Source organism: Bacteroidales bacterium (assembly GCA_022647615.1).
Lineage (GTDB): Bacteria > Bacteroidota > Bacteroidia > Bacteroidales > UBA932 > Egerieousia.
In genome coordinates, this window is sequence record JALCKZ010000001.1 from 1,300,560 (window position 1) to 1,321,108 (window position 20,549).

Consider the following 20,549-nt stretch of genomic DNA (forward strand, 5'->3'; position numbering starts at 1 on the left):
CGTTACTAAAACCGCGCAGATGTACACAAACCAGCATACACTAAAGGGTACTTATACATTCCAGGGAAAGGGGCTTCATACCGGCAAGCAGGTCTCTATGACCATTGCACCGGCTCCTGAGAACTCTGGAATAAGATTTAAGAGGACAGACATGAAGGATGATGCGCCGCTTGTTGAGGCGTGGGTTGATTATGTCAGTTCTACATCACGTGGTACGACTCTTAAGAAAAAGGGAATCAAAATTCTTACGCTGGAGCATCTGATGGGGGCTTTATATGGTCTGGGCGTGGATAATGCTCTTATTTCACTAGATTCTTCAGAGGTTCCAATTTTGGACGGCAGCGCCAAGTTTTATGCAGATGCAATTTCCAAAGATGGTTTGGCAGAGCAATCTGCGCCACGCAAGTATTTGGTAATCAAAGAAAAAATAGAGTGTCGCAATAGCAGCGGCTCAATAATAACTGTAGAACCTTCAGATGAATTTTCTGTAGATTTGACTATAGCGTTCAATTCCAAGGTTTTAGCAAGGCAAGATGCTAGATTTGACTCGGCGATGGATTTTGCAAGTGAGATAGCGCCATGCAGAACATTCGTGTTTTTCAATGAAATAGAGCCCCTGTTAAGGCTAAACTTGATTAAGGGCGGGGATTTGGACAATGCAATTGTAATTGTAGATGATGAGATTCCGCAAAAGAGACTTGACCACTTGGCAAAGTTGTTTAATATGCCGGGAATAGAGCGTGTGCCGGAGGGCTACCTGAGCCATATATCTCTAAGATTTCCAAATGAATGCGCAAGGCATAAACTCTTGGATGTTCTTGGGGATTTTTCTTTGGTGGGTTATCCTATTAAAGCAAAAGTTACGGCATTTAAGAGCGGGCATTCTATAAATACGGAAATGGCTAAGAAACTGAGAGACATTGCTCTTAAGCAGTTTTAATTTGACGGCCATGCGTGTGATTGATGGCCGCGCTGGCAATACAATTTATGTTTGGAATAATTAGATTATAAAGATATTAATAGAAAATTATTATGTCACTAGAAGAAATAGCTCAGAAAGAGAAAGAAAAAGCAAGAGAGGTTAAAAAAAGATTAATGGAAGTCCCTCACTATGATCCAAATGCAGAGCCGGTTGTAGATATTAACGGAATTAAAAACCTTTTGCCTCACCGTCCTCCTTTTTTGATGGTTGACAGGATAATCGGACTAGAAAGTGATTCTATTGTTGGAATAAAAACAATAGGAGTAAATGAGTTTTACTTTATGGGACATTTTCCCGGAGAGCCTGTAATGCCTGGAGTTTTATTGATTGAGGCTATGGCTCAGGTAGGCGGAATCCTTGTTCTGAAAAACGTAGATGAACCTCAAAAATACTCCACTTACTTTGCAAAGGTTAACAACTTTAAGTTTAAGAAGAAGGTTGTTCCGGGAGATGTTGTAGTCTTCAAACTTATTATTACTCAGCCGCTTGAACATTCTCTTGTTTGCATGAGCGGAAAGGCATGGGTTGGAGACAGCGTTGCCTGCGAGGGTGATATGGTTGCGCAGGTAATTAAGAACAGATAGAAAGATTTGAGCAAGAGCTCATATTTGCTGAATTAACTATAGAGAATAAAATAATATTTATGGAGAACGCTTTTGTACATCCAAATGCCAAAATTGGTAAAAATGTGGTTATCAGTCCTTTCTGCATGATAGCAGAACATGTGGAAATTGGTGACGGAACATGGATAGGCCCGTATGTTACTATTAATGACTTTGTTAAGATTGGCAAAAATTGCAAAATTTTCAACGGGGCGGTAATTGGAGCGCTTCCCCAGGATTTGAAATTCCAGGGGGAAGAGTCCTATGTGGAAATTGGCAACAATGTGATGATAAGGGAGTTCTGTACTGTAAGCCGCGGTACGGCGGCCAGCGGAAAATTAAAAACCACAATAGGGGATAATACTTTTCTTATGGCTTATGTTCATGTGGCGCATGATTGCAAGGTCGGAAGTCACGTTATATTAGTTAGTTACGTCGGACTTGCCGGAGAAACGGATGTAGATGATTGGGCTATTATAGGCGGCGCCTCTGCTGCGCACCAGTTCTCCAAGATTGGAGCACACTCCATGTTATCAGGAGGTTCCATGGTCGGCAAAGATGTTCCTCCTTATGCAATGGCGGGCAAAAGACCGCTTTCTTTCTGCGGAATTAACATAGTAGGTCTTAAGAGAAGAGGTTTTACAATAGAGCAGATAGAGAGAATCAGAGATATCTACAGGGTTATATATCAGGGAGGTATGAATGTTTCAGCTGCGTGCAGAAAAGTTGAAGAGACCTTCCCGGAATCAGAAGAGAAGAGAACTATTCTAGATTTTATTGCCGCATCCAAGAGAGGCATAATCAAATATGATCCAAAGCTTGCCCCGGAAGAGTAGGCTTTATAAAATATCCGGCATTATATTACTGGTTAGCATCTAGATGGAATCCAATGGATTATATGAGTATGACTGTTGTGTTCTCAGCACGGCGTATCTTCCGCCGGTGGAATACTTTGCCGCAATCGCAAATTCATCTGCAAGTCAGGTTCTTATAGAGGCTTGCGAAATTTTCCAAAAGCAATCATACAGAAGCCGCTGTTATATTTACAGCGCAAATGGTCCGCTGGTATTAAATGTTCCTGTGAGGCGCGGCGGCGCGGATTTTACGCACAAACTTCCAATCAGGGAGATAGAAATAGATTATGATGAAGCCTGGATTCCTCTGCATGAGAAGGCGTTAGAAGCTGCGTACATGAACTCCCCGTTCTTTGAATTCTATAAAGATGACCTTTTCAAAATCTTAGATGGAAAAGAGAAATATCTCTTTGACTTAAATCGCAAACTCCTGGAATATTTGCTGCAAATGACTGGTATCAAAGCAAATATTAAGCTCACGACAGATTATGTTGCTGATTATGAAAAGGAACGTCCTGCAGATGTTATTGCAAAATCTGTCACATATAAAATTGCAGATTTCCGCAGCTCTATTCATCCAAAAAGCAAGTTGCCCTCTCTTCTTAAACAGCTGCAAATGGAAAAGCCCTACTGGCAGGTCTTCTCCTCCAAGCAGGGCTTCATCCCAAATTTATCCGTTGCGGACTTGCTCTTTAACGAGGGTCCGAACGCAATTACTTATCTGTTAAAAAATTAGAATCTATATCCGAATGTCATAAGCAGCTTCCAGGTATTAGCTTTGAAAGGTGCAGATGCCTGATTACCAATGTAGCTGGCAACCAAGTCTCCGGCGTCATAAATGGCAGTTGTCTTCTTCATGTTCTGCATATAAGCAACATCAACAAAGAATCCGCTCGGGTCATTATAACCTAGTCCGAGAGAGCCAACGTAATTGTCTATATCCAAGCTTTTTATGCCGCTGTTAGCATATTGGAAACCTGCTCTTACAGAGAAGTTCTCAATAGGGTTAACCTCCAAACCTGCTCTAATTACATCTGCATGTTTGTAGTAATTATCCATGTTATCATTGATATCTCTGAATGCGCCTGAGTTATCGCCGCCTCTCTCATGCATTCTCATCTGGGAATAATCTGTTCCTTCATAATCTAAAGAGAATGCTCCCTGAGGGAACGTAAATGCAATTCCGACGTTGTATTTGAAAGGAGTTGTAACCTTGTAGTCATAAGAGCCTTGCGGAGAACCTAGATTTGCGCTGTAACCGCCTGTAAATCCGGAACTCATATTCCAATAGTACTTGTCAGTCAAGTAATACCACGTAGGAGTGGAAACAGCAGCTCCAATTCTTAAGAAATTGGTAGGAGTGAATATGAAACCAAATTTCATATTGATTCCGCTTCCTGATGTTGTCTGATGGTAGTACTGCTCAAAGTAGTTGAAGCCGCTTGTAAAAGTGCCTGCAGCATCCTCTGAATAAGTCTCTTCCACCTTGTTCCATACATTCATCATGCCCATGTTAACTCCAATGTAGAACTTGTTGCTGAAATTGAAGCCAAAGTTTAAATCAGTTTCTGATGTATTGCCAAAAGTCCTCTTTTTATAGTATTGATTTGTAGCGCCGTATGCGGAACCGTTCATTGTGGTTGGAACAAAAGTGGAAGGTGCTCCGCTAAGCGTATCCAGCAACGACGTGTTCCATGCAAGAATAGATGGCCATAAAGAAGGACTGTAGTTGCTGTAAGGGTCCTGACTATCATTTATATCCATGCTGTAGCCGTTGATTCCCTTTGCATATGCCGCAACATCTCCAAGATAGCTGGAACCGTTGTTTGTTCCTCTTGCAGATGTGCTGCTGTTGAAGTTGTTAACCTTATTGTAAACCAAGCCAAAATCCCAGCTTACAAGACCATAATTTTTTCTTCCCGTATTAAGGTTTGCAATACCGCCCGCATTTGAAATTCCAAAAGTTGTCTTGCTCTCTTTGGTTTGGTTTCCAAGAAAATGGGACTCAATGGAAGTTGTAGTAAATGAAGGGGTAAATGTAACCTCATTGTATCTGTAAACACCTGATGCTGCAGGGTTTATGCCAATAGCTCCAAGATCTCCGCCAAGTGCCGTAAATGCATTTCCCATGGAAACACTTCTTGCAGTTCCCTCCGGATTCCACTTAGAAAGCGTATATGCTGTAAAATCATTCTGTGCAAAAGCACTAACTGTTGTCAGGCAAAGAGCCGAGCACACAAACAGTCTAAAAATTTTTCTCATTGCGTATGGTATTAATATAACCTTGTTCTAGTTTTGTTTTATAATAATCCCGACAGTTTCCTGTCGGGATAAGAATTGTTAACTTGTTGATTTACCTTCTGGTAGAAGAACCACCTGAGTGGCCTCCGCCACCGCCGCCGCTATATCCGCCGCCGCTGTAGCCACCACCTGAAGAGTGGCTTCCGCCGCTATAACCTCCGCCTGAATATGATGGACTGGAGTATGACGGGCTGGAAGACCTGCTGCCGGAGTAGGTGCTCCTGCTGCTTGACGGATTGCTCCTGTATGAAGAGCCGGAATTGTCATTAGTGCTTCTGGAGAAAATATTTCTAGAAGGAGCAGTTGAATAGCCGCCGTTCCTGGAATTAGCATTTTGCTGAGGTTGTCTGTACATAGAGTTTCCGCTCCTGTTGCCGCCATAAGTTCCTACGCCTCTGTTTCCTCCGTTCCTGCCGTATCCTGTATTGACTGCATTGTTATTGTAAACAGCACCATTGCTTGATACCGTACCGTTTCTGTATGATGAACCGTTGTTTGCATTGTTGCTGCGGTTTCCTCCGTAAACTCCTACGTTACCGTTTCTAGTACCGTTAAAGTTTCCATTAGTATTTCCTTTTCTGTTGCCGCCGTAAGTTCCGACACCTCTGTAAGAAGAACCGTTTCTGTTGCCGGTTGTCATAACTCCGCCGTTATTGCCTCTGATGACTCCCATCGTAGGGTCTTTTCTGTAAGCGCTTCCAACTGACCTGTTTCCGCCGGCATTATTTCCGTAAGCTCCAACGCCACCGCCGCCGCCGTTTCTGTTGCCGTAGTATTCATTTGTGCCATCTCTTCTAGCATAGTAACGGTCATTCCATCTGCCCGGTCCTGGTCCCCAATTGTCCCAGCCCCAGCCATATCCGTAGCCGTATCCTCCGTAGTACCAAGGGTCCCAGCCCCAGCCGTAATTCCAGCCCCAGCCGTATCCATAATACCAAGGATCCCAGCCCCAGCCAAAGTTCCAGCCCCAGCCTGGAGTCCATGAATAGTACATTCCCCACCAAGGGTTATACCAACCTGTGCCCCAAGTAATTCCATAAGGCCTGTACCAGCCGTAGTTGTAGCTCCAGAAAGGATTATAGTAATTATAATCCCATGGATCATCATATTGAATGTTGATTGTGTATGAAGGGCTGTCAAATTTTCTCAGACGCTCCTCATAACTCTCCGAGCTGTCAACAACTGCGTAATCAACGCTAGGATCATAATTGATATTTACTACGTTGGTATCACCAACATATACGGTATCAATTGTCTTGGCATTGCTTCCGGAGCCAAATATGTTTCTAGTCTTGGATTTGTTCAGAGCATAGTTTGTTCTGCTCTGCAAATCCCTGACGTTTGTATTGTCTGATTTCTCAGAAGTAGTTGTGTAAGTTTGGTTTGCAGCACCAGGCTCACCAGAATAGTATATGCTATTCTTGTAGCCGCCGTTATTGTTTGCAGTATAGCTGCCGGTTCCGCACGAAGCCAGGGCAAGAACTCCGGCTGCCATCAGTAGTAAAGCATTGTTTTTCATATTACCTCCTGCGTTAAATAAATTTTGTATTTTTGTGCCGTTATTATTAACAAAGATATCAAAAATTATTCCAAACTTTAATTATAGGCATGGCAAAACAGATAACATCTAGAAGCGAGAATTATTCCCAATGGTACAATGACCTTGTTGTAAAGGCAGATTTAGCTGAAAATTCAGCAGTTAGAGGGTGTATGGTTATAAAACCGTATGGGTACGCCATCTGGGAGAAGATGCAGGCAAACATGGACAAGATGTTCAAGGATACAGGGCACCAGAACGCGTATTTTCCTCTTTTTATTCCAAAATCTTTCTTAAGCAAGGAGGCCGAGCATGTGGCCGGCTTTGCAAAAGAGTGCGCTGTGGTAACTCATCACAGGCTAATGGCTAATCCTGACGGTCCGGGAGTTGTTGTAGACCCTACGGCAAAGCTGGAAGAGGAATTGGTTGTCAGACCAACTTCAGAGACAATCATTTGGAGCACTTATAAGAATTGGATAAACTCATGGAGAGACCTTCCTATCCTTGTTAATCAGTGGGCAAATGTTGTGAGATGGGAGATGAGAACAAGGCTGTTCCTGCGCACCGCAGAGTTCTTGTGGCAAGAGGGGCACACAGCCCACGCAACCAAGGAAGAAGCTATCGCTGAGGCAACTAAAATGGTTCATGTATATGCGGATTTTGCAAGAAATATTATGGCTATGCCGGTTGTCGTTGGGCATAAGTCTGAGAGCGAGAGATTTGCAGGAGCGCTTGATACGTTGTGCATAGAGGCAATGATGCAGGACGGCAAGGCATTGCAGGCGGGTACTTCCCATTTTCTTGGTCAGAATTTTGCAAAGGCTTTTGACGTAAAATACGCTAATAAAGAGGGGCAGCTGGAGTACGTATGGGCCACATCCTGGGGCTCTTCCACGCGCCTTATGGGTGCGCTTGTGATGACTCACGGAGATGACAACGGATTGGTATTGCCTCCTAAATTGGCTCCAATACAAGTAGTTATGGTTCCAATCTTCAATAATGAGGAGCAGCTGCAGAAGGTGCTTGCAAAGATGAATGAACTAAAAGAGCAACTTGTAAAACTTGGAATCAGCGTAAAAATTGATGACAGGGACAATGTCCGCAGCGGCTTTAAATTCTCCGAGTGGGAGCTAAAGGGTGTTCCGGTAAGGATCGCGATAGGTCCTAGGGATTTGGAGAACGGCACCGTAGAGGTCGCGCGCAGAGACACTCTTACAAAGGAGAGCATGTCTGCGGAAGGTGTGGTAGAGAGAGTTAAAAATCTTATGGATGAAATCCAGCAGAATATTTACAATAAAGCGCTGGCTTATAGAGAGAGTAAAATTTATAAGGTGGATACTTGGGATGAATTTAAGACTCAGATAGAGAAGGGAGGATTTCTTCTTTGCCACTGGGACGGAACAAAAGAGACTGAGGCCAAGATTCAGGAGGAAACTAAGGCAACTATCAGGTGCATCCCGATAGATTCTTATGTTATGAAAGAGGAGGGCAAGTGCGTTTATAGCGGCAAGCCATCCCATCAAAGAGTAATTTTTGCAAGAGCTTACTAGAGTTTGCAAGAGCTTATTAGAGCTCATTAGAGCTGCATGCAAAAAGATAAGTGAATTTACAACGAATTAATACTTAGATATTTATAATTAAATAACAGAAATAGACATGGATAATCCTTTACCTGCAAGGGAGCAAATAATTAATAATTTAATAACAAAGTCAAATATTAAATCTGCTGTATTTGACTCTGTGCTAGAAGTTTTCAATCAGCTTAAAGAATTGCTTGGAGAGATTAGCAATGATTTTAATGATGTTCTTGATGAGAAACAGGAGAAAGAGGGGACAACTTTAAGCAAGAGGGTAAAACTTAACTACAGGGACCGCGGAAAGTTTGAGGCTGAACTTAGATTTGCAGATGACGTGCTGATTTTCAGCATGCACCAGGATGTTTTCCAGTTTGACCGCAATCATGCAATATGGGATAATCCGTATACAAAGGAGGCTCCTTTTAATTCATATTGCGGAATTATAAATGTCTACAATTTCCTGTATGACTCCATAAAGTATGACAGGGACGATGATCTTGGATACCTGATAGCCAGAATATTTGTAAACAAAGACAAGGCTTTCTTTGTAGAGGGAAAAAGACAACCGCGCAGAAGAACCAGAGATTTTGGAAAAGTTACTTTGGACAGGAAAGAACTGACTGATTTTGTGGAGAGCGCAATGCTTTATTCAATGTCTTTTGACCTTCTTGTCCCTCCGTTTGATGTTATGAAAGTCTCTAGCGTTGAGCAGATTAATGAAAAGATAGACAATGCAAGAATGAAGACGGGAAAACGTCTTGGATTTGAATACAAATCTGATGATGTGCTTAATAGTGATATTGAGAAATACTCATCAGATGATAAACACAAATAGGAGTTTCTGTAAGTAAAAGTAAATGAGAGGTCGCCGATACATATTTCTATTTTTTTTGCTCATTGCTCTAATTCCGTTCTCCCTATCTGCTCAGAACAAAACAAAGGGGAAAAAGACCGATAAGCCGGGCGGAGTTAAGGTGGACTTTTTTGGCGATACAATCAAGAGGAAAGACACAATCAAATTTGTTCCAAGCGGCCTTAACAAGGAGCAGGAAATGTGCAGAGTTATTGGCGCAAAGTATCCTGTTCCTGTTATAAATTATGAACCGGTTGCTCCTCCAAAATTCTGGACTACAGGCGTTTTGGATGAGATTGGATTTTCGCAGGTTTCTCTTACCAATTGGGCTGCCGGAGGTACCGGTTCGCTTGCCCTGAATGCTTATGTCAATGCAATGGCAAACTATGAGAAAGGCAAGATGTATTGGGAGAACAGACTGCAAATGGAGTATGGCTTTGTAAAATCTTTTGATCTTGGTTACAGAAAATCTAATGATAAAATTATTCTAGATACAAAGTGGGGATATCAGGCATACAAGAAGTTATATTTCTCTGCAAATGTGAACTTCAGGTCCCAGTTCAGTCCCGGCTTTGAGTATAATTCTTCAAATGTTGGTAAGAAAGTTTCCAAGTTTCTTGCGCCGGCTTATCTTACATTTGGTATAGGTATGGATTACAAGCCGGGAGCGGGCAAGGTGTTTTCTTTGAACTTCTCTCCAATAACTGCAAGTGTTGTAATTGTCAACGCAGACAGCACGATACGTGTAAAGTACGGCAATGATTATGACAAGATGTTAAAGTGGGAGCTTGGAGCTCAGCTTAAGGCAACTTTGCAGAAAGAACTTCTTAAAGATTTTAAAGTTGGAACGCAGCTTACCCTTTTCTCTGATTATATGGGCAAACCGCAGAATATCAAGGTTTACTGGGATGTGCAGCTGGACTACGCATTTAACAAGTATTTGAAGGCATCTTTGAGGACAAACTTGATATATGATGATAACATTCTAATAGCCAATAAAGATGGATATCAGTGTCCAAGGGTACAGTTCAAAGAGGTCTTCAGCCTCAACTTTTCATACACAATTGGCTCATTTAAAAAATAAAATAGGTATATTTGCATACTAAGGGCGTGATTTTGACGCACCTAGTGTAGAATTTAAACTTCTGCCTCAACCTTAAACTTCTGCCTTATGAAAAAAGCGGATGAAAGTCTGTGGCGGTTTAACAAAAAATTCCGCTATGATTTTTGGAAACACTTTGAAACGTTTTCCGTGCAAGAATCTGAGAGCATACTTGTTGCGGTGAGCGGAGGGGTAGATTCTATGTGTCTTCTCAACCTTCTTTATGACTTATCTTTCCTTAAAGATTCTCCTGAATATCCAAATTTTAATCTTGCCATTGCTCACGTAAATTTCTCTTTAAGAGGCAAGGATAGTGATGCAGATGAGGAACTTGTGAGGAAGTGGGCAAAGGAACACAGCGTTAAAATTTACGTTAAAAAATTTGATACAAGATATTATGCAAAGAGGCACTCTCTTTCTATAGAGATGGCAGCCAGGGATTTGCGCTATAATTGGTTTTACAAGCTGATGACAGAGCATAAGTATAATTATCTTGCCGTTGCTCATAATGCAAATGATAATGCCGAGACTTTGTTATTAAATCTTGTCCGCGGAACCGGAATTAAAGGATTGCAGGGGATAAGAGAAAAGAGAGACATTTTCCGTCATGATTATACATTCGGCTATAGCATAATAAGACCTCTTATGATTTTCCAACGTTCAGAAATAGAGGAATATGCGCAGAAGAATGGAATAAAGTACAGGACTGATAAAACAAACAGGCTGAGTGAATTTGCGCGCAATAGAATTCGCAATGAAGTGATGCCTCATCTGGAAAAAATAAATCCTGCGGTAATAAGGATTTTGAATAGGGATATCAAATACTTCACTATGACTTGTGACATAGTGAACGAGATGGCGCAAAAGAAAATGAAGGAGCTTTGCGTAAATGCGGATGGAGTGTCAGGTGTTGATTATCTTGGGTTTAGAAAGGAGTACATGATAACGGCAATGCCTATCGTGAGCTTGAAAGAAGAGAGATATCACAAATATTGGATGTATGAAATTCTGCAAAATTATGGATTCAACATTACGCAGATAGATGATATTTCTGTTCTGATGGAGGCTATGATTGAGCAGGAGCACAGCCGTTTTGTCAAAAAGGATGAGCTGGACTCAGGGCTGATTTTAAGTGAAGGGAGCGTAAAGGAACCTCAAAACGGCATCAGTACAAAAATCTTTGAATCAGATGATTATGTCCTTGCAGCAGAGAGAGGGTATTTAAAGATTTATTATAAGAGCGTGCTGGATAATATTCCCGATAGAAAGCTTGAGAAGTTCTCAGATTTCTATGAGTTCAAATATGGCAGAAAGACAATCCATTTGAGAATTGCAGAGAACAATGCTGGCATTTCACAAAGTGAAAAGGGCCTTCTGCTGGATGCGGATAAAATTCCTAATCAGCTAATTTGCAGGAAACTAAAAGATGGAGATAAATTCTCCCCTTACGGTTTTAACGGCACAAAGAATGTTGCAGATTATCTCAACGGCAAGAAGATGGATACGCTCTTCAAGGGGGTAGTTCCAATTATTTCTTCAGGCAGCAAAATAATCTGTTTGCCAGGCCTTGAGATTGATGACCATTATAAAGTCACATCTCAAACAACAAAAGTTCTGATAGTTGATATTATTTAACCTCTAATAAATTATGAAATAAAAAAGCCGGAGTAGTATTCTCCGGCTTTTCTGTTTTTTCATTTATGTTAATGTTGTTCAGCAATGGTTACTACATTAACACAGAAATGTTAGTAATTGAATTCATAAATGTAAGGCAGTCTGGCATAGGTCTTTACGCCTTTGTACTTAGTAAGGCTGGAATATGCCTTCTTAATCAAAGCCTCAGGATCGGTAAGGATTTTTGCAGAAGCCTCATCACTCTCGCTGCCTGAAATTTTGTCCATTATTTTCTCCTCCATTGTTTTAACTGAAGGATATTCAACAACTCTGTAACTGCTTAGCTTTGCGTATTTTGCTGCAAAAGCAATAGCATCGTCCAGGCCTCCGATATAATCTGTAAGTTTTTTCTGGATTCCCTGCTCTCCTGTCCAAACCCTGCCTTGTCCTATTGAATCTACATAGGCAACAGGAAGTTTTCTGCCATCGGCAGCTATACTTGTAAACTGTGAATAAATTTTCTCCACAAACTGCTGCATATATATTTGTTCTTCAGGTTTTAGAGGAGAAATACCGGAAGACATGGTTGAGTGTGCATTCGTTCCAAAAGAGACCGTATTAATGTTTAAATGCTCCTTAAGTCCTTTCCCGTAATTGAATACAAGTGAGTATACTCCAATTGAACCTGTAAGAGTAGTTGCATCAGTGAAAATTTTATTTGCCTGTGCAGAAATCCAATAGCCGCCGCTTGCAGCGTACTCTCCATAACTGCAAATAACCGGCTTAACTTTCTTTAGCAACTGCAGCTCCTCTCTGATAACCTCTGCTGCCTGTGCCTCACCGCCTGGAGAATTGACCCTGAATACAACGGCTTTGACAGATGAATCTTTGCGTAACTTCTTGATTACCGGGCATAAATCCTTTGCAGTAATTCCATCGGCTCCGCTCATTGTAATCTCTCCCTCTGCGTATAAAACTGCAATTTTATTCCTTGACTTTGTATCTGGTTTAACTTTAGCGGCTGCGTAATCTGCCAAGGAGACGTACTTTAAGTTTTTATCCTCTTTGACGCCAAATAAATCACAAAGTTTTTGTGTCATCTCTGTATTTGTTACGCTGCCGTCAGCCAGCTTGTTGGCAACCATAGACTCCGCATCCCAAATCTTTAAATTGTTTACTTCATCATTGAAAGTTACAGGTGAAATATTCCTGCTTTTGCAAATAGCCTTTACCCACGTGCCCCATATAGAGTTTAACATTGCCAGACTCTGCTCCTTGTTTTCCGGACTTATATCACTCTTAACATATTGCTCTGCAGCAGATTTGTATTTTCCGTGCCTTATAAGCTCTACCTGTACCCCAAGCTTGTCCAGCAAATCTTTGAAAAACATCATGCTTGTTCCAAGACCTACAATTTGAGCAGTGCCGGCTTTATTTATATAGATTTTATCAGCTACTGATGCAAGATAATAGCCTCCTTGCGAACAATTTATGCCGTAGGCAATTATGGGCTTTCCGCTGTCGTGAAAATCTGCCAGCGCTTTCCTAACTTCTTCCATATTTGCAACTCCATAATTTGGAGTATCCAAGTTTGTTATTAGTATAAGTTTTATAGCGGGGTCATCTGCTGCCGTTTTGATTGCACGTACGGCATCATAAACTCCAAGTGTACCTTCATTGGAGATATTAAACTGGAATGCTGCCGGGTTGAATCCCTTAAACGGGTCATTCTGAGTCCTTTCGCCAACAGGCTTAGATAAGTCTATCTTAAGAATTGCAGAAGATGGGACACTAGGTTCTGTCTTTTCTGCAAGTGAGGCAATTGAACCTACAAATGCAAAAAACATAAGCATGCAGACAAAAAGGGCAGCCAATGTTCCGCAAAGCGCGGCTAAAAAAGTTTTCCAAAAATTATTCATGTAAGGTTGTTTTTTGTTTTGAAATGAAATGTAAAATTAGAAAATAAAATTGTAAATCAGTGTGCGGAATAGTATTTTTGCGATTGCGGTGTGGATTTTGGCCATTCTGCAAAAATCAAAAGAATTATGAAGAAAATATTGGTATTCATTTTTGCCTTGTTCATGGGATGCCAGGTTTTTGCGCAAGGATACATTAGAATTAACTACGCAGGTTACCTCCCTGCATCAAAGAAAGTTGCTGTGTATATTCTTGCGGATACATCCATTAAGGCAGTTCCGGATGCAGCGCAACATCCTGCTTCTGTGAGACTTGCTGAGGCACAGTTTGATGCTGTCAAGTTTGCCGATATTAATAATTCTGCAAATAAAGTTGGGCGTGCCGGAGATTTATCAAATTGCAAGTCAGAAAGCACTGATTCCACGGATAACAGATTTTTTGTTTTTAACGCAACTACAGACTCATTGGTTTTTGTTGGTCACGCAAAAAAGTGCGACCCATCTAAATGGGCTCTGAAAGAGGCATATAGATTAGATTTTTCCAAGCTGGAACTATCGGGAGGATACTATATAATTTTCAAAGCTGTCAAATCTCCTAATTTTAAGATAGATGCAAATGCCTATGACGGGCTTGCGGATTTTCTTCTTTACTACATGAGACAGCAGCAGTGCGGTTACAATCCTTTTGTTGATACTCTTTGTCACCAAAAAGATGCGTATATAGTTGACCATCCCACGCGCAATGGGGAGAAGATTGATGTCAGAGGCGGATGGCATGACGCATCAGATTATCTGCAATACCAAACTACCTCTGCTACTGCTACTTATGATATGATGTTCGCCTATAATAATATAGAGGATAAGTCTGTGTTCAAGGATAATTTTGATGCAATGGGGAAGCCCGGAGCAAATGGAATTCCGGATATTTTGGACCAGGCGAAGTGGGGGCTTGATTGGCTTAACAAAATGAACCCGGAAGACAAAGTTATGTTCAATCAAATTGCAGATGATAGAGATCATATCGGTTTTAAGCCGCCTCAATATGATAAGGCAGATTACGGATGGGGACCCGGAAATGGAAGACCTGTATATTTTTTAACCGGCAAACCTCAGGGGCTTGGCAAATACGGAAAGAATAGAACTACCGGAGTAGCTTCTACGGCGGGGAAATTTGCTTCCTCGTTCTCGCTTGGAGCACAGGTGTTTAAGAAGATTGACCCTAAATTTTCCAAGCTTATTCAGAAGAAAGCGGACCAGGCATATAACTTTGCAAAGGAGTTCCCCGGCAATACTCAGACAGCATGTTATGTTTCCAGATATTTTTATGAGGAAGATACTTGGGTAGATGACGTTGAACTTGCAGCTGCTACAATTTTTTCATCTTCCAAAATTCCGGCATTAGAAAAAGAGGCCGATTATTACGGACAGCTGGAGCCGGTTTCACCTTGGATGGAACTTGGAAGGGGACGTCATTATCAATATTATCCGTTTATAAATCTCGGCCACTATTTGCTTGCCGTTGAGGGAGATAAAGAGGTTTCTGCAAAGTACAAAGAGTTCATGAGACAGGGATTGGAGGATTTAAAAAATCGTGCGGGAGATGAACCTTTTATGAACGGAGTCCCATATTTATGGTGTTCAAATAATTTAGTATCTGCTGCCGTAACTCAGGCAGAGCTATATAAGAAAGCAACAGGAGATACAACTTACGTAGAGATGGAAGCCTCTCTAAGAGATTGGCTGTTAGGCTGTAATCCATGGGGCACTTCTATGATAATCGGTTATCCGCGCGGAGGAGTTTATCCTACTCAGCCTCATTCTGCTTTTACAGTTGAGCATAGAGAAATTCCAGGAGGACTTGTTGATGGTCCCGTTTATTACGGAATTTTCAAGAGCCGCGCAGGCATGGGAATGAGAAATCCGGACCAAACTCCTGATTTAAACAAAGGAGCTGCCGTATATCACAATGACGTAGGCGATTACGCAACCAATGAGCCTACAATGGATGGTACTGCAGGTCTTACATATTACTTTGCATCATTGGAACAAGAGGGCAACAAACAAAAGAGAGAAGGTTCAGGTCTTGGTGCAAAACTGGTTAGAGATTCAGAGGGTGCAATTGTAAGAATTGACACAACTTCCAGAAATATTTATTTGATTTTTTCTGCTGACTCCATGTTTAACGGAGGAGAAAAAATTTTGGAGACTTTGAAGAAAGAGAGAATTCATGCTTCATTTTTCTTTACTGGCAATTCTCTTAGAATGCCTGAGCACCAGGAAATTATACAGAGAATAATTAAGGCTGGAAATTATGTGAGCGGCCATTCGGACGGACATGTGCTTTATGCGCCTTGGGGTAAGAGAGATTCTCTTATTGTTACTCGCGATAGTATTGTCAGAGACATAAGAAGGAATGCAGCAGAGCTTGCAAAATTTGGAATTGCGCAAAATGATTCCAGATGGTTTCTCTCTCCTTATGAGTATTACAACAATGAGACTGTAAATATTTTGGAAAGAGCGGGTTATAAAACAATTAATTATACCCCCGGCACAGCTACCCCCGCAGATTATACTATTCCGTCTATGCCTGAGTATAAAACAGCTCAATACCTGATAGATAGGTTGTATGCATTTGAAAAGAAAAATACTCTTAACGGAGCAATAATATTAATTCATCCGGGGATAGAAGCTACCCGTCCGGAAAATCAAAGATTGTATAACAGGCTGAGGGAAATAGTCAGCTGCTTAAAGGATAAAGGGTACACTTTTAAGTCATTTAAAGATTTGAAATAGAGATGTATAGAATTGTTAAAAAAGAGGAACTTACGCCGCTCGTCTATTTAATGGAATTGAAAGCGGAGAGGATTGCCGCTTCTGTTAAGCCGGGACAATTTTTAATTGTCAGACCGTCGGAAAACGGAGAGAGAATTCCCCTTACAGTTTGTGATTTTAATAGAGAAAAAGGTACTGTTACAATAGTAACGCAAATAGTAGGTGTCTCTACAGATAAAATCTGTAAACTTGCTGTGGGAGAGTGTTTTACTGATGCCGTAGGACCGCTGGGCAATCCGTCCGAATTTGTAAATGCATCTGATGAAGAGGTTAAGAAAATGAGTTACATTTTTGTGGCAGGAGGAGTTGGAGCAGCACCTGTTTATCCGCAGGCAAAGTACTTGCATGAGAGAGGTGCAAAAGTAGATGTCATCTTGGGAGCACGCAATAAAGATTTGCTGATTATGGAGGAGCAGATGAGACAAGTATGTGATAATCTTTATGTTTGCACGGATGATGGTTCAAAGGGTGAGAAGGGTGTTGTTACCATTATATTGGAGAGATTGCTGTCGGGAGGAAAAAAATACAACATGGGAGTTGCAATTGGCCCTATGATTATGATGAAGTTTGTAACTGTTTCTGCAAAAAAATATCAGCTGCCTCTTACGGTAAGTCTTAATACTCTGATGGTTGACGGAACAGGTATGTGCGGCGCATGTAGAGTTAGCATTGGCGGAAAGACAAAATTTGCCTGTGTGGACGGACCTGAATTTAATGCGTATGATGTTGATTTTGATGAAGCTATGAGGCGTCAAACAATTTATCGTCCGCAAGAGCTTGCGGCAAACAAAGAGGCTGGGCTGGAGATTGGACCAAAGAAATAAAATGGAGAATAGTTATGAGCAATAAGATACCAAGAGTTCCGGTGAGGGAACAAAATCCAAAAATCAGGGCAACAAATTTTAAAGAAGTTTGTTTTGGCTACAATATGCAAGAGGCTGTGCTTGAGGCTTCCCGCTGTTTGAACTGTAAAGTTCCAAGATGTATGACAGCTTGCCCCGTGTCAATTAAAATTCCCGCATTTATAAATCAGGTGCTTCAAAAAAACATTACGGAAGCATATAAAATAATTTCTCAGGACAGTTCTTTACCTGCAATTTGCGGAAGAGTATGCCCGCAAGAGTCTCAGTGCGAAGGCTCTTGCCTTCTTGGAGTAAAAGGTGAACCTGTTGCGATAGGTAAGCTTGAGAGATTTGTTGCCGATTGGAGCAGAGAGAACGGAGTGACATTCAATGAGAAAGCTGCTCCCAACGGAATAAAGGTTGCTATTGTTGGAAGCGGACCAAGCGGACTTGCATGCGCTACTGACCTTGCAAAACTTGGTTACTCAGTTACAATTTTTGAGAGTCTTCATAAGGCTGGAGGTGTATTGATTTACGGCATTCCTGAGTTCAGACTTCCAAAACAATCTGTCGTTGAAAAAGAACTGGAGAATGTAAGAAAATTAGGCATAAAGATAGAGACAAACGTAATTGTAGGAAGGACTGTTACCATAGATGAATTATTTGATAAAGAGAACTTTAAAGCAGTATTTGTTGGGACCGGCGCAGGACTTCCAAGATTTTTGGGACTGCCCGGAGAAAACCTTAACGGAGTATTTTCTGCGAATGAATTTCTTACAAGAAATAATTTAATGCGTGCGTTTGACCCGGAATCTGATACTCCAATTTACAGAGGAAAGAATGTATGCGTAGTTGGCGGCGGCAATGTAGCAATGGACTCAGCCAGAACTGCTTTGCGTCTTGGTGCCAAGGTCACGATAGCTTACAGGAGATCAGAGAAAGAATTGCCTGCCCGTTTAGAGGAGGTGCAGCACGCAAAGGAAGAGGGAATAGAATTTAAATTCCTTTCAGAGCCTGTTGAATTGCTTGGCAATGAGAAAGGGTGGGTGACAGGAATGATGTGCGTGCAGATGAAACTAGGAGAGCCTGATAAAACCGGAAGACGTTCGCCTATACCTATAGAGAACTCTGAGTTTAAGATAGATACAGATGCCGTTATTGTTGCGTTCGGAACCAGAACAAACTCTATCGCTGCCACTACAACACCTGGACTTGCAACAGATTCCAAGGGAAGAATAATTGTAGATGAAACCGGAGCTACAAAAAGAGAAGGTGTCTTTGCCGGGGGAGATATTGTAACCGGCGCTGCAACAGTAATCCTTGCTATGGGCGAGGGCAGAAAAGCTGCAAAGTCCATTGATAATTATCTTAAAAACAAATAATTATCTCATTTAAATTTATTTTTTAACTGAATCTATATTTAACGGAATTTATTTTTTTGACATGAACAACATACAAAAACCCAGCATCCCAAAAGGAACAAGAGATTTTTCACCTGCAGAAATGGAGGGAAGAAATTATATTTTTGATACGGTAAAGAGTGTCTTTAAAAAGTTCGGTTACAGACCAATAGAGACTCCGTCAATGGAAAATCTCTCTACGCTTCTTGGAAAATACGGAGATGAGGGAGACAAGCTTTTGTTTAAAGTATTAAACAGCGGAGAGGCATTTGCCGGCGTAATGTCATCAGAATTGCAAAACAGCAATGCGCTCTCATTGAAAGTTTGCGAGAAGGGACTGAGATATGATTTGACTGTTCCTTTTGCACGTTATGTTGTTCAGCATCAAAATGAAATTTCATTCCCATTCAAGAGATATCAAATTCAGCCGGTATGGCGTGCAGATAGACCGCAAAAGGGCAGATACAGAGAGTTTTACCAATGCGATGTGGATGTGATTGGCAGCAAATCTTTGCTAAATGAATTAGAGCTTGTGCAAATTGCAGATGAAGTTTTCAATAAGTTTGGCATTAATGTTTGCATAAAAATAAATAACAGAAAAATTTTGTGCGGCCTTGCGGAAGTAATAGGTTTTCCAGACAAATTAGTTGATATTACTGTCGCGATAGATAAGATGGATAAGATTGGCCTAGAGGAGGTTAAGAATGAGCTGAGAGAGCGCGGCATAGATGAGAAGGGTATTGCAGCTCTTGAGCCGGTGCTGACATTGCAAGGCAATACTGTAGAAAAAATTGCTGCAATCAGAAAGACTTTGGAGCCTTCAGCAATTGGTACGGAGGGTGTTGCAGAACTAGAAAAGCTATTTGATTTAATCGCAAAAGCTGGTGTTACACAGCAAGTTGAGGTGGACTTGTCTCTTGCGCGCGGACTTAACTATTACACGGGAGCCATCTTTGAAGTGAAGGCAAAAGATTTTGAAATAGGAAGCATTTGCGGCGGTGGAAGATATGATAACCTAACCGGAATTTTTGGATTGCCTGATGTTTCAGGCGTAGGAATTTCTTTTGGCGCAGACAGAATTTATGATGTGCTTGCAGGCCTTAATAAATTTCCTCAGGAGGTAATAGAGGGAACTAAAATATTATTCTCCAATATGGATGAGACCTCTGTAGAGTATTCAATACCAATTGTTAAGAGGCTGCGTGCAAAAGGAATAAATTGTGAAATCTATCCGGATAAAAGCAAATTAAAGAAACAATTTGACTATGCGGCAAAGAAGGGCATCCCTTATTTTGCAATTATTGGCGAGACAGAAGTTGTCAATGGCACTGTGAATATAAAGGACCTTGCAAAGGGAGAACAAAAAACTGTGCCTGCTTCAGATATTGATAAAATCCTTTGATTTTAGATAAACGGCTATCATTTAGCAATTTGTTTTATCATATCAAAATTTACGAGGATTTAATTTGCTATTTAAAATAATTAAAATTACCTTTGCGGCACTTTAAAAAACCGCGGGGTAGAGCAGTTGGTAGCTCGTCGGGCTCATAACCCGGAGGTCATAGGTCCGAGTCCTATCCCCGCTACTATTTTTACTGATAATCAGTTAGTTATAATTTGCACCACAAAAGACATTGAGGTTTTCCAAAAAGGGAAACCTTTTTGTTTATAATTTGTTAATTCTCAAGAATTTTTTGTACATTTGCGTGCAACATTTGAATATAGTTTCCGATGAAGAAGAAAGTGTTGATAATTGATGATAAAGAGTCCATTGCAAAGGTTATTACATTCTACCTATCCAAAGACTATGATTTTACATATTTTGATAACCCTTTAAAGGCTATAGCATGGCTGCAGCAGGGCTCAATACCAGACCTTATCATCTGTGATATTCGCATGCCGGAGATGACCGGCGATAAGTTTCTTTCCTACGTCAAGAAAAATGATCTTTTTAAGAGTATACCTGTTATTATGCTCTCATCTGAGGATAGCACCGCTGAGAGAATAAAGCTTTTGGAAGATGGCGCAAGTGACTATATCGTAAAGCCATTCAATCCAATGGAAATAAAGGTTAGAATTAAAAAAATTATTGGCTAGGTTGATTTTCATAGTTTATATAGGAGAGAGCAGAGATTAT

The 20,549-nt window shown here is 41.0% G+C and carries 16 protein-coding genes and 1 tRNA gene; 14 read left to right on the top strand and 3 right to left on the bottom strand.

Features of this window, described 5'->3' with window-relative positions:
- Window positions 1–19 precede the first annotated feature (19 nt).
- From LKM37_05665 to LKM37_05680, 4 genes are all read left to right on the top strand, one after another.
- A complete protein-coding gene (locus tag LKM37_05665; GenBank protein ID MCI1720487.1) occupies window positions 20–940 on the top strand; it encodes a UDP-3-O-acyl-N-acetylglucosamine deacetylase in 921 nt (306 codons plus the stop codon).
- A 92-nt stretch (window positions 941–1,032) separates the two neighbouring features.
- The gene (fabZ, locus tag LKM37_05670) at window positions 1,033–1,566 is read left to right on the top strand and encodes a 3-hydroxyacyl-ACP dehydratase FabZ (protein ID MCI1720488.1); all 534 of its coding nucleotides are present in this window, start codon (window positions 1,033–1,035) and stop codon (window positions 1,564–1,566) included.
- A 59-nt stretch (window positions 1,567–1,625) separates the two neighbouring features.
- Window positions 1,626–2,420, top strand: coding sequence for an acyl-ACP--UDP-N-acetylglucosamine O-acyltransferase (gene lpxA, locus LKM37_05675; protein MCI1720489.1), 795 nt, complete (start codon window positions 1,626–1,628; stop codon window positions 2,418–2,420).
- Window positions 2,421–2,463: 43 nt separating this feature from the next.
- Window positions 2,464–3,174 carry a WbqC family protein gene (locus LKM37_05680; GenBank protein ID MCI1720490.1) on the top strand — a complete coding sequence of 237 codons (711 nt, stop codon included), beginning with the start codon at window positions 2,464–2,466 and terminating at the stop codon, window positions 3,172–3,174.
- Here LKM37_05680 and LKM37_05685 read toward each other — a convergent pair.
- Window positions 3,171–4,700: a hypothetical protein gene (locus tag LKM37_05685; GenBank protein MCI1720491.1), complete on the bottom strand. Its 1,530-nt coding sequence runs from the start codon at window positions 4,698–4,700 to the stop codon at window positions 3,171–3,173. The genes LKM37_05680 and LKM37_05685 overlap by 4 nt on opposite strands.
- Before the next feature lie 91 nt (window positions 4,701–4,791).
- Complete coding sequence (locus LKM37_05690) at window positions 4,792–6,258, bottom strand: hypothetical protein (GenBank protein MCI1720492.1); 1,467 nt, start codon at window positions 6,256–6,258, stop codon at window positions 4,792–4,794.
- 89 nt (window positions 6,259–6,347) lie between these two features.
- Between LKM37_05690 and proS the strand changes: the two genes are divergently transcribed.
- The 4 genes from proS (at window position 6,348) to tilS (ending at window position 11,443) form a co-directional block, all read left to right on the top strand.
- Window positions 6,348–7,826 (top strand): proline--tRNA ligase, encoded by a 1,479-nt coding sequence (gene proS, locus LKM37_05695; protein MCI1720493.1) that lies wholly within the window; start codon window positions 6,348–6,350, stop codon window positions 7,824–7,826.
- 106 nt (window positions 7,827–7,932) lie between these two features.
- Complete coding sequence (locus tag LKM37_05700) at window positions 7,933–8,688, top strand: hypothetical protein (protein ID MCI1720494.1); 756 nt, start codon at window positions 7,933–7,935, stop codon at window positions 8,686–8,688.
- Window positions 8,689–8,743: 55 nt separating this feature from the next.
- Complete coding sequence (locus LKM37_05705; protein ID MCI1720495.1) at window positions 8,744–9,790, top strand: DUF3078 domain-containing protein; 1,047 nt, start codon at window positions 8,744–8,746, stop codon at window positions 9,788–9,790.
- Window positions 9,791–9,877: 87 nt separating this feature from the next.
- Window positions 9,878–11,443 carry a tRNA lysidine(34) synthetase TilS gene (gene tilS, locus LKM37_05710; GenBank protein MCI1720496.1) on the top strand — a complete coding sequence of 522 codons (1,566 nt, stop codon included), beginning with the start codon at window positions 9,878–9,880 and terminating at the stop codon, window positions 11,441–11,443.
- A 110-nt stretch (window positions 11,444–11,553) separates the two neighbouring features.
- Here the strand turns inward: tilS and sppA are convergent, their stop codons facing one another.
- A complete protein-coding gene (gene sppA, locus LKM37_05715; GenBank protein ID MCI1720497.1) occupies window positions 11,554–13,341 on the bottom strand; it encodes a signal peptide peptidase SppA in 1,788 nt (595 codons plus the stop codon).
- Between the two features lie 126 nt (window positions 13,342–13,467).
- Here sppA and LKM37_05720 point away from each other — a divergent pair, with 126 nt between their 5' ends.
- The 6 genes from LKM37_05720 (at window position 13,468) to LKM37_05745 (ending at window position 20,509) form a co-directional block, all read left to right on the top strand.
- Window positions 13,468–16,131 carry a glycoside hydrolase family 9 protein gene (locus LKM37_05720; protein ID MCI1720498.1) on the top strand — a complete coding sequence of 888 codons (2,664 nt, stop codon included), beginning with the start codon at window positions 13,468–13,470 and terminating at the stop codon, window positions 16,129–16,131.
- Window positions 16,132–16,133: 2 nt separating this feature from the next.
- Window positions 16,134–16,994 carry a sulfide/dihydroorotate dehydrogenase-like FAD/NAD-binding protein gene (locus tag LKM37_05725; GenBank protein ID MCI1720499.1) on the top strand — a complete coding sequence of 287 codons (861 nt, stop codon included), beginning with the start codon at window positions 16,134–16,136 and terminating at the stop codon, window positions 16,992–16,994.
- Window positions 16,995–17,008: 14 nt separating this feature from the next.
- On the top strand, window positions 17,009–18,394 hold the full coding sequence (gene gltA / locus LKM37_05730; GenBank protein MCI1720500.1) for an NADPH-dependent glutamate synthase: 1,386 nt from the start codon (window positions 17,009–17,011) through the stop codon (window positions 18,392–18,394).
- Between the two features lie 61 nt (window positions 18,395–18,455).
- A complete protein-coding gene (hisS, locus tag LKM37_05735; protein ID MCI1720501.1) occupies window positions 18,456–19,814 on the top strand; it encodes a histidine--tRNA ligase in 1,359 nt (452 codons plus the stop codon).
- A 111-nt stretch (window positions 19,815–19,925) separates the two neighbouring features.
- Window positions 19,926–19,998: transfer RNA gene (locus tag LKM37_05740), tRNA-Met, on the top strand.
- Between the two features lie 145 nt (window positions 19,999–20,143).
- A complete protein-coding gene (locus LKM37_05745; GenBank protein ID MCI1720502.1) occupies window positions 20,144–20,509 on the top strand; it encodes a response regulator in 366 nt (121 codons plus the stop codon).
- Window positions 20,510–20,549: the final 40 nt, after the last annotated feature.

Excerpts from the sequence above, each read along its gene's own strand:
- LKM37_05700 (MCI1720494.1), top strand. The coding sequence starts at position 7,933 with ATGGATAATCCTTTACCTGCAAGGGAGCAAATAATTAATAATTTAATA.
- LKM37_05720 (MCI1720498.1), top strand. The coding sequence starts at position 13,468 with ATGAAGAAAATATTGGTATTCATTTTTGCCTTGTTCATGGGATGCCAG.
- lpxA (MCI1720489.1), top strand. The coding sequence starts at position 1,626 with ATGGAGAACGCTTTTGTACATCCAAATGCCAAAATTGGTAAAAATGTG.
- hisS (MCI1720501.1), top strand. The coding sequence starts at position 18,456 with ATGAACAACATACAAAAACCCAGCATCCCAAAAGGAACAAGAGATTTT.
- sppA (MCI1720497.1), bottom strand. The coding sequence starts at position 13,341 with ATGAATAATTTTTGGAAAACTTTTTTAGCCGCGCTTTGCGGAACATTG.
- LKM37_05690 (MCI1720492.1), bottom strand. The coding sequence starts at position 6,258 with ATGAAAAACAATGCTTTACTACTGATGGCAGCCGGAGTTCTTGCCCTG.
- tilS (MCI1720496.1), top strand. The coding sequence starts at position 9,878 with ATGAAAAAAGCGGATGAAAGTCTGTGGCGGTTTAACAAAAAATTCCGC.
- proS (MCI1720493.1), top strand. The coding sequence starts at position 6,348 with ATGGCAAAACAGATAACATCTAGAAGCGAGAATTATTCCCAATGGTAC.
- fabZ (MCI1720488.1), top strand. The coding sequence starts at position 1,033 with ATGTCACTAGAAGAAATAGCTCAGAAAGAGAAAGAAAAAGCAAGAGAG.
- LKM37_05745 (MCI1720502.1), top strand. The coding sequence starts at position 20,144 with ATGAAGAAGAAAGTGTTGATAATTGATGATAAAGAGTCCATTGCAAAG.
- LKM37_05665 (MCI1720487.1), top strand. The coding sequence starts at position 20 with ATGTACACAAACCAGCATACACTAAAGGGTACTTATACATTCCAGGGA.
- LKM37_05725 (MCI1720499.1), top strand. The coding sequence starts at position 16,134 with ATGTATAGAATTGTTAAAAAAGAGGAACTTACGCCGCTCGTCTATTTA.
- LKM37_05680 (MCI1720490.1), top strand. The coding sequence starts at position 2,464 with ATGGAATCCAATGGATTATATGAGTATGACTGTTGTGTTCTCAGCACG.
- gltA (MCI1720500.1), top strand. The coding sequence starts at position 17,009 with ATGAGCAATAAGATACCAAGAGTTCCGGTGAGGGAACAAAATCCAAAA.
- LKM37_05685 (MCI1720491.1), bottom strand. The coding sequence starts at position 4,700 with ATGAGAAAAATTTTTAGACTGTTTGTGTGCTCGGCTCTTTGCCTGACA.